Source organism: Nostoc sp. (genome assembly GCF_036917155.1).
In the GTDB taxonomy this organism is placed as follows: Bacteria; Cyanobacteriota; Cyanobacteriia; order Cyanobacteriales; family Nostocaceae; genus Nostoc.
Genome location: NZ_JBALDZ010000031.1, coordinates 1 through 14271 on the forward strand (window position 1 = coordinate 1; position 14271 = coordinate 14271).

Sequence of the window (14271 nt, forward strand, 5' to 3'; positions counted from 1 at the left end):
ATTACCGCAATACAAGGTTTAGTCAATCAACATACCGAACTTCTCTCTGTGCTTGAGTCTCAAGCCCTGAAATACCAATTAGATAGCTAGGGGTTAGAAAAAGTTCATGATTGTAATAACCCCAACGCTGGTTAACACCATTAGAGCGCCCATAATTATAGACTGGCCTAATGGATTGCTGAATTTTGCGTTGTTCATTTAAGTAAAATCCCTTTTATTAATAGTCCCTTAACCATATCAAAATCAGTATAAATATCTATAAAAGTATTGTAAAACTTAAATTACCTTAACCTTTCTTAGTAAATACCTCATTTATGCTTATGTAATAATTTTTACTTGGTATTGAGCATTGAAAAGAGGCAGAGGGGCGGGGTGCGGAGGGGAAAATTCTTCTCCCTTGCTTTGTTCCCAATTCCCAATCCCCATTCCCAAAATGTAGTAATTTCCGAACAAAATAATTACCTTATCTCCGAGCGGAATACGCGTCTTAATGAAGTAAGATCGATCTTAATCAAGGTAGAAATATTTGAATAGAAGATTATCATGACAGTCTCCACGGCATCTAGAAACCAAGCAATCGCTTTTGACTTAGACAAATTAAATGAGCAATTTGAAACTGCCACTCCCAAAGACATACTGGCATGGTCTATAGAAAATATCCCAACGGAACTGGTGCAAACAAGCGCCTTTAACGTGGATGACATGATAATTACTCATATTCTTTACACTGAACTGAAGCATCCCGTTCCTGTAATTTTTCTTGACACCTTGCACCACTTCCCTGAAAGCCTAGAATTGGTAGCCAAAGCCAAACAAATCTACAACCTAGATTTGCAAACTTTCAAAACTCCAGATGTAGATACCCGCGAAGCCTTTGAAGCCAAGTACGGCGATAAACTTTGGGACAAGGATATTGCCAAATTCCACCACATTACAAAAATTGAACCACTGCTACGGGGTCTAGACGAACTCAATAGCGTCGCTTGGATTACCGGACGCCGCCGTGACCAAGCAGTAACCCGTGCAAATATGCCCATATTTGAATTTGATGGTAAAGGTCGGCTGAAAGTAAATCCTATAGCTACCTGGACACGTCAAGACAGCTGGGTTTACGTGGCTGAACACGGAGTCATCTACAACCCCCTACACGACAAAGGTTATCCCAGCATCGGCGACGAACCCATCACCACCAAAGTAGGTGAAGGTGAAGACGAACGCGCCGGACGCTGGCGGGGAAGTGATAAAACAGAATGTGGAATTCATATTTAGTCATTGGTCATTGGTCATTGGTCATTAGTATTAGACAAAGGACAAATGACTAAGAACAAAGGACAATTATGATCAAAATCCTCCATCTCTCCGATATCCACATGGGAAGCGGCTTTTCCCACGGACGAATTAATCCCGCGACGGGATTAAATACACGATTGGAGGATTTTGTCAACACCTTGTCTATATGTATTGACCGAGCGCTGACAGATGCAGTTGATATGGTGATATTTGGTGGCGATGCTTTCCCGGATGCGACACCACCGCCTTATGTACAACAAGCTTTTGCTAGCCAGTTTCGCCGTCTGATGGATGCCAATATTCCGACAGTGCTGTTGGTAGGCAATCATGACCAACATTCCCAAGGACAGGGAGGGGCGAGTTTAAATATTTATCGCACTTTGGGAGTGCCAGGGTTTGTTGTCGGTGATACATTAACTACGCACTGTATCGAAACCCGTAATGGCAAAGTGCAAGTAATTACTCTGCCTTGGCTGACTCGTTCCACCCTGATGACTCGCCAAGAGACTGAAGGTTTGTCTTTGGCGGAAGTCAACCAACTATTAACAGAACGTCTGCGAGTTGTTTTAGAAGGGGAAGTTCGCCGTCTTGACCCCCATGTGCCTACTATCCTTTTGGCTCACTTGATGGCTGACAATGCAACCTTGGGCGCAGAACGCTTTTTGGCAGTAGGTAAAGGCTTTACTCTACCCCTATCTTTGCTGACGCGACCTTGTTTTGATTATGTAGCGTTGGGACACGTCCACCGCCATCAAAATCTGAATAAATCCAACAACCCACCGGTGATTTATCCAGGGAGTATTGAGCGGGTAGATTTTAGCGAAGAAAAAGAAGACAAAGGTTATGTGATGCTGGAACTGGAGCGGGGAAGCGCTGAGTGGGAATTTTGTCCCTTAACAGTTCGGACTTTCCAAACCATTGAGGTGGATATCTCGAAAGCAGATGATCCGCAAGCGGTGTTAATGAAAGCGATCGCCAAGTATGATATTCAAGATGCTGTAGTGCGGCTAATTTACAAACTCCGCTCTGAACAGATGGATTTAATTGACAGTTCCTCTCTACATACTGCTTTAAGTCCTGCTCATACCTACACCATTCAAGCAGAATTAGTGAGTCAATTAGCCAGGCCCCGAATTCCCGAATTGAGCGCAAGTAGCAGCATCGACCCAATGGAAGCGTTGAAAACTTACTTAAATAATCGTGAAGATCTCAAAGACATCGCAGCATCAATGATGGACGCAGCCCAGAAGTTGCTAGCAGATGAAGTGGAAGTTTGGCTGGAAGCAGCAACTAATGAGTAGGATAAAATAATTCGTGATTGGTAATTAATAATTCTTATGGAATGACGTAGACGCTTCGGCTTGCCGCAGGCTACCACTGAGGCGCAGAGGGCACGGAGAAATAAGAGTTTTAGAGGTGTTTTGTGTTATTCCTATTTTCTACTTCCCAAAATCTATGACGCAAACAATCCAAGCAAAGGTCATCGACTTACGCTATTTAATCGATAAGTTTGGTATTCAGCTAGTTTTAGATGACTCATTCTTTCACGAATGGCAAGAAAATTTACCAGAAATTAATGATTTAGACAAACAACTTTTAGACAAGGTGAAAATGGGTTATTTAAATCTTCTTAATTACCCACCTTTACTAGAAGATGTAGTTAGAATGGCAGTTGTAGACCCATTACTTTTTATCGGGGATTTTTATCTAGCGACCTTTTATGTAAAATCAGAAGAATCTATAGATATTGCTGTGCCAGATGAAGATGTAATCATTAAAGGCAGAATAGATACCTTAGTTTTCAAAGAGCAATTATGGGTGATGATTATTGAGTCTAAAAGAGCTTCTTTTTCAGTTGAGCAAGGACTGGCACAAATTCTTGCTTATCTGTTAGGAAATTCGTATATTGATAAACCCAGTTTTGGGATGATTGCCACGGGAAGCGAGTTTATTTTCGTCAAATTAGTGAAAGGAAATCCACCGCGTTATGCTTTATCAAAGGGTTTTTTGATGCGAAACCCTGGAAATGAATTGTACCACGTGCTACGTATATTGAAGCGCCTGACTCAGTTGGTGAGTACTTAAATCTTATCGCCATATATAAATAATAGTCGTAATAAGCGCGATCGCTAGAGATCATACTTAAGATGCTATTATGCAGCTACTTTGTTTTACAAACAGCTTTACAGGTTAAAAAAAGTCGAGTTTTCACTACTGTTTTGTATTCATCATCACATATTTTTTAGCAAATATTATGTATATAGCCGGATTGTTTCGCTTTCCAGCAGAAAAACCCGTTTTTTGAAATGCCTTGGTAAATCAAATTTATTTGCTACTTTTGATCATGGATTTCTCACTTAATCAAAAAAATTTAATCCAGATGATAAATATTATTCTATATACCCTATAATTCTGATAATCACGGTATCCATGTAGAAATACCGTAGATTTAGGGGTGATTCTAATGAGCAAGTCGCAACAATTCATACAATTAAGTAAATTCCTGAGTGAGGGAATGCAGGCTTATGCCATGAAAGCTTTGCGGACTATACAACTATCGTATCAACATGCAATTAGAAGTTGGTTGAATGGCCACAGTATCCAAAGCTTTGTAAGTCTGTTTTTAATAAGTATTTTTTTGAGTATAGCAGTTGCCTCCTGTTCTGGAAGCAGTTCAGCTAGCAAAAATGATGTTAAGTTAAAACTCGTTTCATTCTCTGTCACCAAAGCCGCTCATGACCAGATAATTCCCAAATTTATCGAAAAGTGGAAGCAGGAACACAACCAAAATGTCACATTTGAGCAAAGTTATGGCGGTTCTGTAGCTCAAGCGGCTGCTGTCATTAACGGTTCCCAAGAAGCAGATATAGTACACTTGGCACTTCCCCTCGATATTAGCAAAATTCAGCAAGCTGGTTTGATTAAATCAGGTTGGGAAACCAAAGCTCCGAGAAGTGGTATTGTGAGTAGATCGGTTGCTGCGATCGTTACTCGCGAAGCCAACCCAAAAGGCATTCAGACTTGGGCAGACTTGGCAAAAGATGGCATAAAAGTGATTGCCGCTAACCCAAAAACTTCTGGTATTGCTATCTGGGAATTCTTAGCTTTTTGGGGTTCGGTAACTCTAACAGGTGGTGATGAAGCGACAGCGCTAGATTATGTCACCAAAGTTTATAAAAATACCCCGACTCTAACGAAAGATGCCCGTGAGGCTAGCGATTTATTCTTCCAAAAAGGTGAAGGAGATGTCTTAATAAACTACGAAAATGAGGTGATTTTGGCGGGTAAAAATGGGACGAAGTTGCCTTATGTTGTACCCCAAGTCAATATCTCCATTGACAATCCTGTAGCGATAGTTGATAAAAACGTTGATAAGCACGGTACAAGAGAAGTTGCACAAGCATTTGTTGATTTTCTTTACTCCACAGAAGCTCAACGTGAATTTGCAAAATTACAATATCGTCCTGTTAATCCCACTGTTACGGAAGAAGTAGCTTCAGAACATCCGCCAATTAAAACTTTATTTACATCTCAAGATTTAGGCGGTTGGGATATTATTCAGAAAAAGTTTTTTGGAGATGGAGCAATTTTTGACAAAGTGCAAGCTGCAAACAAAGCATGATATTTATTTTTTCATGCAGCATTCTCTACTTGTAGATAGCCAAGCATAAGCAATTCCCTGTAACTTTATCTCAATTGATAATTTATGAGCTTTCGTAGCAGATTCAAGAATAGCGTCTTACTGACATTTTTAATGATTATTGCCAGCAGTATCACTGCTTGTAGCAGTAATGAAGAAAAGAAAAGTCAGGTGAGCATTGATGGTGCAGCTGTCGGTTTTCCCATTTCTTTAGCAGTTGCAGAAGAATACGGTAAAGTTAAACCTGAAGCTAAAGTCAGCGTTGCCTCAAGTGGTACTGGTGGTGGTTTCAGTAAATTTTGTAATGGAGATATTGATATAGCTGGTGCTTCTCGCACCATTAGAGATGAAGAAATCAAAAAATGTCAAAGTAAGAATATTAAATTTGTAGAATTACCTGTAGCTTTAGATGGCATCGCCGTGATTGCCAACCGTAAAAATAACTTTGCTAAATGTCTAACTATTAAGGAACTGGGTACGATTTGGGGCGGGAAATCAGACGGCAAAATATTGGCATGGAATCAAGTTAATCCCAAGTTTCCTAAAGAAAAGCTGAAGCTGTATGCTCCATCTTCTGATACGGGAACATTCGATTATATGACTCAAGCTGTAACTGGCAAAGCCAAGAATGGCCGTACAGACTATACTGCCACTCAGAATCAAAACCTTCTCGTACAAGGAGTGTCAGGTGATGTATCAGCCTTGGGTTATGTAGGGATATCTTACTACATTCAAAATCAAGACAAACTGAATTTAGTTGCTGTAGAAAGTCTTACAGGAAAGTGTGAAAAACCAGTTCCGGTGGATAATGTAATTAAAAACATCTATACACCTTTGTCTCGTCCTCTCTTCATCTATGTCAGTAAAAAATCCTTAGATACTAAGCCAGCAGTAAAAGAATTTGTAGATTTTTATCTAGAAAATTCTTGGAAGTGGGTAGATAGTGTTGGTTATGTAGCATTACCTGATGAAGCTTACGTCAAAGTCAAACAAAAGTTTGCTACTGGTGAAACTGGGACAAAGTTTAAAAAAGCAAAACCAGGTGAACCGATCACAAACTTTATTTAAATTAAGTCTCAGGTATTGTAGTTTAATTTTAGTAAGAAGTTAATTGTTCATGCAAAATACCAATTTTCAAGACGCTCCTTATCTACAATCCAGAGAGTCACTGGAGAAAAATGCCTCGGAAGACATTTCCGAAAAGATTATTGCGGTGATTTTATTTGCTTGTGCTTTAGTCTCGGTTTTGACTACCTTTGGTATTGTCGTAATTATATTTCAGGAGACATTCAGTTTTTTCCAAGAAGTTTCCTTTGCCCAATTCTTTCTTGATACTAAATGGACACCTTTATTTGCCGATAAACATTTTGGTGTTTGGCCTTTGATTAATGGCACTTTCTTAACTACAGCTATTGCAATGGCAGTTGCTATTCCTTTAGGTTTATCTTCTGCGATTTATTTAAGTGAGTATGCTCAACCCAAAGTAGCAGCAATTTTACGTCCGGCAGTGGAACTTTTGGCGGGAGTACCTACAGTAGTATATGGTTACTTTGCGCTGTTGTTCCTTACACCATTGCTGCGGAATTTTGTCCCTCTGGAAATATTCAACGCTTTGAGTGCGGGTTTAATGATGGGGGTAATGATTACTCCTACTGTTGGTTCTATCAGCTTAGATGCTATTCGAGCAGTTCCACGCTCATTGCGAGAAGGAGCTTATGCTTTAGGTATCACTAAACTGGAAACCATTTTTAAAGTAGTTCTACCAGCCGCGCTTTCTGGAATCATAGCCTCGATTATTTTGGGTATTTCTCGAGCTGTGGGTGAAACAATGACTGTCCTCATCGCCGCCGGACAGCAACCAAGACTAACTATTAACTTTGCGGAATCAGTAGAAACAATGACAGCCTACATGGCACAAATTTCTGGTGGAGATAGTCCGCGTGGTAGTCTTAATTTCAAGACATTATATGCTGTAGGCGCTGTTCTATTTCTACTTACCCTTGTTCTGAATATTGTTAGTTACTGGATTGCTAATCGCTTTAAAGAAAAATACGACTAAATAGATATGGCTACAAGTTATCAACAAGATGATTCTCTAGATTCTGCGGCAGAATTTACCGATAATGTTGAAAGTAGGGAGACATTAGGGAAAGTATTTGAAGTACTTTTTTTGTTAGGATTGCTGATTGGTTTATTTATCCTAGCTTTGCTACTTTTTGATATTTTTAAAGACGGATTAGGCAGATTTTTATCACCCGGCTTTCTCACGGAAACTCCTTCTCGTTTTCCTGACCAAGGTGGTATTCGCCCTGCAATTATCAGCAGCATTCTTTTAGGGCTGGTTGTGATTTTAGTCACTGTTCCCATTGGTGTCGGAGCAGCTTTATATCTAGAAGAGTATGCACCTAAAGCTTGGTGGACAGCGATTATTGAGATTAATATCAGTAATCTGGCGGGTGTACCTTCTATCGTCTATGGATTGCTGGGTTTAGGGGTTTTCAATTATTTGCTTGGGTTTGGCCCCGCTTTAATTTCTGGTGCATTGACTTTATCTTTGTTGTCTTTACCAGTAATTATTGTGACAGCTAGAGAAGCAATTCGCGCTGTCCCAGATTCCCTGAGAAATGCTTCTTACGGATTAGGTGTGACAAAATGGCGAACTATCAGCAATCATGTCATACCCTATGCTGTTCCCGGTATTCTGACGGGGGTGATTATCTCTGTATCCCGCGCTATTGGCGATGCAGCCTCTCTGATTGTTGTAGGTGCTGTGGGTTTTCTCACCTTTAACCCTGGTTTGTTTCAGAGATTTATGGCATTACCTATTCAAATTTATAGTTATATAACTCGTCCTGAACCGGGTTTTGCTAGTGCAGCAGCAGCCACAATTATTGCGTTGTTGCTCTTAATTTTAGCTTTAAATGGTGTAGCAATTTATATCCGGCAACGCTTCTCAATAAATTAGGTAATTAAATATCTAATTGGATATATTCACAGATTATTTGGAGAACAGCCACATGACTTACAGCAATAATAGAAGTCAATCAGATAGTGCCACAATTGAACAAGGTAATAGCGTCTTCAATGTTGAAGGTGTGAAGGTCTTCTATGGAGGATTTCTAGCACTTTTAGATGTCTACCTAAAGATTCCTGATAAACAAATTATTGCTTTTATTGGGCCTTCAGGATGTGGTAAAAGTACCTTATTGCGTTGCTTCAACCGCATGAATGATTTAATTCCTGGTGCTAAGGTAGAGGGTAGACTAAATTATCGCGATCGCAACATTTACGATCCGAAGATAAATTCTGTCAAATTGCGCCGCCAAGTGGGAATGGTTTTTCAAAGACCGAATCCTTTCCCGAAGTCAATCTACGAAAATATTTCCTTTGGGCCCCGGGCTAATGGTTACAAAGGTAACGTTGATGAATTGGTAGAAGATTCTCTCAGACGCGCTGCTATCTGGGGTGAAGTAAAAGACAAACTTAAAGAGAAGGGAACTGCATTATCTGGCGGACAACAACAACGACTTTGCATTGCCCGTGCGATCGCCATGAAGCCAGATGTATTATTAATGGATGAACCATGTTCTGCTCTCGACCCAATTTCTAGCCGTCAAGTAGAAGAACTCTGCTTAGAACTCAAGGAGCAATACACCATCATTATGGTGACACACAATATGCAGCAAGCTTCGAGAGTTGCAGATTTCACGGCTTTCTTCAATACAGAAATTGACGAGTATGGTAAACGTCGGGGCAAATTAGTTGAGTTTAATCCGACAGCACAAATGTTTAGTTCTCCTCAAACCAAAGAAGCCGAGGATTATATCAGTGGACGCTTCGGTTAATATGTAACGAAAAGTAAAAGTGGTGAAAACCTCGCGATTGCAACTCTTGGAGACGCTACGCGTAGCAAGATCCCCGTAGGGGTACACTCCACTTCGTTGCGTACCCTGCGGGTTCTCCAAAGGAGTACGCAATGACATAGTTATAAGTTTTCTCACCCACCTACTTAAAACCTCAATTTAATTATGTAATTTCCCGAGTAAACTGGCTCTGGCCAACCTCAAAGGACTACACCACAATAGGCATAGCGCAAGAAATAATACTTCCTTATCAAATCCCCTGAATTTATTTATGGGGATTATCTTTTTACTTTTTACTTCTTAAGCTATTGCATCCCTTGATACCTTACCGGCTAGATGTGCCTTGACTTCTATTGAAGATACCTTATGAAAACCCTTGAGTTCACAATTTACTCTACCACTATGCAACTAAAAATTTCACAAGGTATGTTCCAACCTTACCAGTAGACTATTTGCTAAATCTACTAGCCTGATGTCATCTGTATTAATACTATTTACTTCACCAGCTAACAAATTTCTCACAGCAGATAACCTGTCATGGGTTTCAGAAATTCTCCAAGATTCATCTAAGTTTACTGCAAAATCAAACAGCGATCGCTCTCCTAAGTGCTGTCTTACTTTCACTGCTACACTATCATTACTTACCAAAAATTCTTTGATAGTATCTAATTGAAAATTACCCAATATTTCGTCATGTCCCCACGTTTCTAGCCAGTCTCCATCCACATCTTCAACGTAAATATTGACAAAATCAACCCCATAAGTTAACCAGTTCTGCTGCATTTGTCGCGCTGTTGCTAAAGCTTCAGCAAATGTATCTACTTGATTGTTGCAGTGAGTTTCTCTTTTGTTAGCCATAAAAGCTCTAATTAGCACGTAAGTATGTAGGCTAGAACACAAATCTGAAATATCAAATTCCTGAAATTTCACGAAAATTTTAAATATTTGCCACCAGAAAGGTAATCACTGTTATACAGGGCCACGTTGACTAACTGGTTTACAAAATTAGCATCCTTGGGATTGTAACTTAAGAACAATCCTCTCTCGATTTCCCACGATCGCAGTGTATTTTGCCAAGCTTCGTACTTTTGGTGATTAAGTTCTTCACTAACACTTGTAACTTGAATGCACAGTGGTTGATTGTTACGACTAACAATTAAATCTGTTGCCATAGAAAGGTCGGCAATATAACGCTGCCAAAAACTACCTTCTCGCTGAACTATATCTTGGGCTATTGATCTAATGATATCATTATCGACCTGATTAAATTCGCCTGCCATCAATTTTTGTTTCCAAATATAAAACTTGGAGTCACTTGCATTGATCCATCTGGGAAAAAGATAACCATACCAATATCTCTCAATCGGCGTCATTTGCTCGAACTTTGCTTTTTGTTCTTCCTCTGAAGGTAAGGATTTGATTATCAACCATATTGTAGAATCCGTAATTACCTCTAATAGAAAGGCAATGACAAAGGGTTTTGCAGTCAGGGAACCTGGTTTGATGTTCTTTACCCAACGATTGATTTCATCTAATCTTCTCGCTAAATTATAATCTACCGAGGAGGCCTGCTCGATAAGGGACTTTAGCTTATCCTTAATCTCTTGTGCTTGCAAACGATGCCCTACTTTCAGAAGATAACTCTTTTTTTATACGATTTTAACTCAAAAATGTCTTTAGTTAATTTCCTGATGTCATTAAATATTCTCTAGGTTGATGCCCTGTGTACGTAAAACCTCCCGCAGTCGAGCAATTTCTTGCTCTGCTTGTTGGGCACGTTCTTCTGCTTGTTGGGCACGTTCTTCTGCCTGTTGGGCACGTAAGCTTTCTTGTTCAGCCAATTCCTCTGATGATAGTATTAATTGATTTTCAGTAGTGAAGAATCTTAATTTACCTTCATAAACTCCCAAATAAAGTTCTAACTGCTGACTCCACAAACGTCCATCAGTGGTTACTTGGATCTCTTGATACTTACCATCAACTAAATGAAACCCCTGAAGTTCCGTTGTTACAGGGTCAAACCAGAAATAATCTGGTGTACGGAAGGTATCTTGGTAAACTTGTTTTTTTAAACCTTTATCAACTGCTGTCGTTGAACTTGACAAAATTTCCACAATTAGGTTTGGATATTTGCCGTCTTCTTGCCAAACTACCCAACTCTTACGGTCTTTTTTTTGGGTTCCCAAAACTACAAAAAAGTCCGGGCCACGGAAATACTCTGATTTTTTCTGGTTAGGACTATAGTAAATTGTCAAATTACCAGAAGCATAAAAATCTTGCCGTTCTTGCCACCATAATTTAAGTAGGCGAATCAGCAAATCGATTTGTTCTCGGTGTAGGTCACTTTCCAAGGGTGGTTCGTCACTCAGTATATCGCCTGGAGGAAAAATCACTTCGTCCTCTGAAATATTATCAGAGATGATTTCTAGGGTAGCAGGTTCAGACATCAGCGATCGCTCCGCAATTGTAAGTTCATTTTACTGAAAAGTCGGTAACTTACAGATGGCTTTAAAAACTTGTAATAACTCGATTGCACCGGGAGATTCATTCAGACTTAATAATGGCATCAATTGATAAGTTGGCTGCTGTTCATCTCTTAAATAAACAAATTGATAACGCAGTCCGTTAGTTACCAAACCCCAAACTGATGGTTGTTGATCTAAACTCTTAAAAGCATAAGTGAGTAATTGAGGTAAACCCTCACCTACTTCAACCGCGCTGTTTTTAGTTTCAATCACTACAACCCAAAAAGGTGGCGCAATCATACTCTGAGGATTGTTGATTGCTAAAATATCCATCCGCCCAGTAATTCTTCTATCTTCATCTTCGACTGCGATCGCAATGCTATCTTCCATTGTCAACCGAATCGGCACATCGTAAAATCCAGCTAGCCGCATTAGTGGCGCTATGGTTATAAATTTAACCAAACCTTCGGAAATTTTACCTAAGTTTAAATAACGTTCAAAGTCGCTTCTGATTCGCAATAAATCGTGCTGTTCAAACTCAGATAGTGGTTCTAAAGTTAAGAAATCTGTAAATGAACCACTTGAAAGCTTTTCTAGTTTGAGAAACCGATGAACATCGTTGAGAGATAAGCTGCTAGCTTCAACGGTAAGCGTCATAATTTCAGGCTTTGTTTGTCAAGACTACTTACAATATTGCAACATTCCCGGTAGATAGGTTGCAAAACGTGTTTACATTTCTTGATCGCTTGCTTTTGGTAGGTAAACTACGCCAGTGTGGTGGACGGGAACGCCTGCATAAAGCAACTGGCGTTCACTCAGGGGACGTTTCGCAATTAGCCCTCCATTCCTCCCACCACCAAACTGAGTACAGTTTTGGTGGGAGGAATGGAGGTTTAGATGAAAATGAATGTAAACTAAATAACTCGGCAATTTCCACCCAGCTTAACGAAAATCTAAACCCTATATAGCACAACTGGGCTAAGAATAGTTTTTAGTAACAGTAGCGATCGCACTCATAACTAACCATGTCTCAACCAACCATAGAATCAATCCTACAAGAGAATCGTCTCTTTCATCCTGCCTCGGAATTTTCGCAGAATGCCCATATCAAAAGCCTGGATGACTATCAGCGTCTCTACGACAAAGCCAAAGCCGATCCGCAGCAATTTTGGGCAGATTTGGCTGGAACAGAATTAGAATGGTTCCAAAAATGGGATACGGTGCTAGACTGGCAACCACCTTTTGCTAAGTGGTTTGTCGGTGGTAAGATTAATATTTCTTACAACTGTCTTGACAGACATCTCACCACCTGGCGCAAAAATAAGGCTGCATTGATTTGGGAAGGAGAACCAGGTGATTCGCGTACTCTTACTTATGCCCAATTGCACCGGGAGGTTTGCCAGTTCGCCAATGTATTGAAGCAACTAGGTGTACAAAAAGGCGATCGCGTCGGAATTTATCTGCCGATGATTCCCGAAGCCGCGATCGCGATGTTAGCCTGTGCCCGAATTGGCGCACCCCATAGTGTGGTATTTGGTGGTTTTAGTGCCGAAGCTTTGCGCGATCGCTTAATTGATGTTCAAGCTAAACTAGTAGTTACGGCTGATGGTGGTTGGCGTAAAGATGCGATCGTTCCTCTCAAAGAACAGGTAGACAAAGCCTTAGCTGATGGTGCTGTTCCCAGTATCGAAAACGTCCTAGTTGTCAAGCGCACTGGACAAGAAACTGATATGCAGTTGGGCGGACGCGATCATTGGTGGCATGATTTACAAAAAGGTGCATCAGCAGATTGTCCCGCCGAACCGATGGACAGCGAAGATATGCTGTTTGTCCTCTACACTTCTGGCAGCACCGGTAAACCGAAGGGCGTAGTGCATACAACTGCTGGTTATAATTTGTATAGCCATATCACTACCAAATGGATATTCGACCTGCAAGACACAGATGTATATTGGTGTACTGCCGATGTCGGTTGGATTACGGGACACAGCTACATTGTTTACGGCCCTCTTTCCAATGGTGCAACCACGGTGATGTATGAAGGTGCGCCCCGTACTTCAAATCCTGGCTGTTTCTGGGATGTAATTGAAAAATACGGCGTTAATATTTTTTATACCGCACCTACGGCAATTCGGGCATTTATTAAGATGGGCGAACAACATCCCAATGCGCGAAACCTGTCTTCATTGCGTTTGTTGGGAACCGTTGGCGAACCAATTAACCCCGAAGCTTGGATGTGGTATCACAAAGTCATTGGTGGTGATCGCTGTCCAATTGTGGATACTTGGTGGCAAACGGAGACAGGCGGTATCATGATTACACCACTACCAGGGGCAATTCCCACCAAACCCGGTTCCGCAACTCTTCCCTTCCCTGGAATTATCGCAGATGTCGTGGATTTAGAAGGAAACACCGTACCCAATAACGAAGGCGGTTATCTAGCTGTGCGCCATCCTTGGCCAGGAATGATGCGGACAGTCTACGGCGATCCAGAACGCTTCCGCCGCACCTATTGGGAACACATTCCGCCCCAAGATGGTAACTATACTTACTTTGCTGGTGATGGTGCGAGAGTTGATGAAGACGGCTACTTCTGGGTAATGGGTCGTGTGGATGATGTACTGAATGTCTCAGGACACCGACTTGGTACAATGGAAGTAGAATCAGCCTTAGTTTCGCATCCAGCAGTTGCAGAAGCAGCAGTAGTGGGTAAACCTGATGAACTTAAGGGTGAAGAAGTAGTCGCTTTTGTAACTCTAGAAGGCACTTATCAGGGAAGTGAGGAACTGATTAAAGAACTCAAACAGCACGTTGTCAAAGAAATAGGTGCGATCGCACGTCCGGGAGAAATTCGCTTTACAGACGCTTTACCCAAAACGCGATCGGGTAAGATTATGCGACGCTTATTGCGGAATCTAGCTGCTGGACAAGAGGTATCTGGTGACACTTCCACATTGGAAGATCGGAGTGTGTTGGATAAGTTACGGGAAGGTGCATAGAAATTTTATATTTT

Annotated in this window: 14 protein-coding genes; 10 read left to right on the plus strand and 4 right to left on the minus strand. The window is 40.9% G+C overall.

Annotated features, from left to right (window positions below; translation table 11 throughout):
• The first annotated feature begins 543 nt into the window (after positions 1 to 543).
• The 8 genes from cysH (at position 544) to pstB (ending at position 8775) form a co-directional block, all read left to right on the plus strand.
• Positions 544 to 1269 (plus strand): phosphoadenosine phosphosulfate reductase, encoded by a 726-nt coding sequence (cysH, locus tag V7K67_RS05075; protein ID WP_334709385.1) that lies wholly within the window; start codon positions 544 to 546, stop codon positions 1267 to 1269.
• Between the two features lie 68 nt (positions 1270 to 1337).
• The gene (locus V7K67_RS05080) at positions 1338 to 2591 is read left to right on the plus strand and encodes an exonuclease SbcCD subunit D (protein ID WP_334733908.1); all 1254 of its coding nucleotides are present in this window, start codon (positions 1338 to 1340) and stop codon (positions 2589 to 2591) included.
• 154 nt (positions 2592 to 2745) lie between these two features.
• Positions 2746 to 3375, plus strand: a complete 630-nt coding sequence (locus V7K67_RS05085) for a restriction endonuclease subunit R (protein WP_334733909.1) — start codon at positions 2746 to 2748, stop codon at positions 3373 to 3375.
• A gap of 379 nt (positions 3376 to 3754) precedes the next feature.
• Positions 3755 to 4912, plus strand: a complete 1158-nt coding sequence (locus V7K67_RS05090; protein WP_335165491.1) for a sulfate ABC transporter substrate-binding protein — start codon at positions 3755 to 3757, stop codon at positions 4910 to 4912.
• An 84-nt stretch (positions 4913 to 4996) separates the two neighbouring features.
• Positions 4997 to 5998, plus strand: a complete 1002-nt coding sequence (locus tag V7K67_RS05095) for a PstS family phosphate ABC transporter substrate-binding protein (protein ID WP_335165493.1) — start codon at positions 4997 to 4999, stop codon at positions 5996 to 5998.
• A gap of 49 nt (positions 5999 to 6047) precedes the next feature.
• The gene (gene pstC, locus V7K67_RS05100) at positions 6048 to 6989 is read left to right on the plus strand and encodes a phosphate ABC transporter permease subunit PstC (RefSeq protein WP_334733912.1); all 942 of its coding nucleotides are present in this window, start codon (positions 6048 to 6050) and stop codon (positions 6987 to 6989) included.
• 6 nt (positions 6990 to 6995) lie between these two features.
• Positions 6996 to 7895, plus strand: coding sequence for a phosphate ABC transporter permease PstA (gene pstA / locus V7K67_RS05105; RefSeq protein WP_334711318.1), 900 nt, complete (start codon positions 6996 to 6998; stop codon positions 7893 to 7895).
• Positions 7896 to 7947: 52 nt separating this feature from the next.
• Positions 7948 to 8775, plus strand: coding sequence for a phosphate ABC transporter ATP-binding protein PstB (gene pstB / locus V7K67_RS05110; RefSeq protein WP_334733913.1), 828 nt, complete (start codon positions 7948 to 7950; stop codon positions 8773 to 8775).
• A 435-nt stretch (positions 8776 to 9210) separates the two neighbouring features.
• On the opposite strand, the gene V7K67_RS05115 is transcribed toward pstB, so the two are convergent.
• From V7K67_RS05115 to V7K67_RS05130, 4 genes are all read right to left on the minus strand, one after another.
• Entirely contained in the window at positions 9211 to 9651 is a 441-nt protein-coding gene (locus V7K67_RS05115; RefSeq protein WP_334711320.1) for a hypothetical protein, read from the minus strand.
• Between the two features lie 68 nt (positions 9652 to 9719).
• Positions 9720 to 10409 carry a hypothetical protein gene (locus V7K67_RS05120; protein ID WP_334711321.1) on the minus strand — a complete coding sequence of 230 codons (690 nt, stop codon included), beginning with the start codon at positions 10407 to 10409 and terminating at the stop codon, positions 9720 to 9722.
• Between the two features lie 81 nt (positions 10410 to 10490).
• On the minus strand, positions 10491 to 11240 hold the full coding sequence (locus V7K67_RS05125; protein ID WP_335165496.1) for a Uma2 family endonuclease: 750 nt from the start codon (positions 11238 to 11240) through the stop codon (positions 10491 to 10493).
• A gap of 30 nt (positions 11241 to 11270) precedes the next feature.
• Complete coding sequence (locus tag V7K67_RS05130; RefSeq protein WP_335165498.1) at positions 11271 to 11915, minus strand: restriction endonuclease subunit R; 645 nt, start codon at positions 11913 to 11915, stop codon at positions 11271 to 11273.
• A gap of 68 nt (positions 11916 to 11983) precedes the next feature.
• On the opposite strand from V7K67_RS05130, the gene V7K67_RS05135 reads away from it, so the two are divergent.
• Together V7K67_RS05135 and acs are read left to right on the plus strand one after the other, a co-directional pair.
• The gene (locus V7K67_RS05135) at positions 11984 to 12226 is read left to right on the plus strand and encodes a hypothetical protein (protein ID WP_334733916.1); all 243 of its coding nucleotides are present in this window, start codon (positions 11984 to 11986) and stop codon (positions 12224 to 12226) included.
• 57 nt (positions 12227 to 12283) lie between these two features.
• Positions 12284 to 14257 carry an acetate--CoA ligase gene (gene acs / locus V7K67_RS05140; RefSeq protein WP_335165500.1) on the plus strand — a complete coding sequence of 658 codons (1974 nt, stop codon included), beginning with the start codon at positions 12284 to 12286 and terminating at the stop codon, positions 14255 to 14257.
• Positions 14258 to 14271: the final 14 nt, after the last annotated feature.

Excerpts from the sequence above, each read along its gene's own strand:
- V7K67_RS05130 (WP_335165498.1), bottom strand. The coding sequence starts at position 11,915 with ATGACGCTTACCGTTGAAGCTAGCAGCTTATCTCTCAACGATGTTCAT.
- V7K67_RS05095 (WP_335165493.1), top strand. The coding sequence starts at position 4,997 with ATGAGCTTTCGTAGCAGATTCAAGAATAGCGTCTTACTGACATTTTTA.
- acs (WP_335165500.1), top strand. The coding sequence starts at position 12,284 with ATGTCTCAACCAACCATAGAATCAATCCTACAAGAGAATCGTCTCTTT.
- V7K67_RS05090 (WP_335165491.1), top strand. The coding sequence starts at position 3,755 with ATGAGCAAGTCGCAACAATTCATACAATTAAGTAAATTCCTGAGTGAG.
- cysH (WP_334709385.1), top strand. The coding sequence starts at position 544 with ATGACAGTCTCCACGGCATCTAGAAACCAAGCAATCGCTTTTGACTTA.
- V7K67_RS05085 (WP_334733909.1), top strand. The coding sequence starts at position 2,746 with ATGACGCAAACAATCCAAGCAAAGGTCATCGACTTACGCTATTTAATC.
- V7K67_RS05115 (WP_334711320.1), bottom strand. The coding sequence starts at position 9,651 with ATGGCTAACAAAAGAGAAACTCACTGCAACAATCAAGTAGATACATTT.
- pstC (WP_334733912.1), top strand. The coding sequence starts at position 6,048 with ATGCAAAATACCAATTTTCAAGACGCTCCTTATCTACAATCCAGAGAG.
- V7K67_RS05125 (WP_335165496.1), bottom strand. The coding sequence starts at position 11,240 with ATGTCTGAACCTGCTACCCTAGAAATCATCTCTGATAATATTTCAGAG.
- pstB (WP_334733913.1), top strand. The coding sequence starts at position 7,948 with ATGACTTACAGCAATAATAGAAGTCAATCAGATAGTGCCACAATTGAA.
- V7K67_RS05080 (WP_334733908.1), top strand. The coding sequence starts at position 1,338 with ATGATCAAAATCCTCCATCTCTCCGATATCCACATGGGAAGCGGCTTT.
- pstA (WP_334711318.1), top strand. The coding sequence starts at position 6,996 with ATGGCTACAAGTTATCAACAAGATGATTCTCTAGATTCTGCGGCAGAA.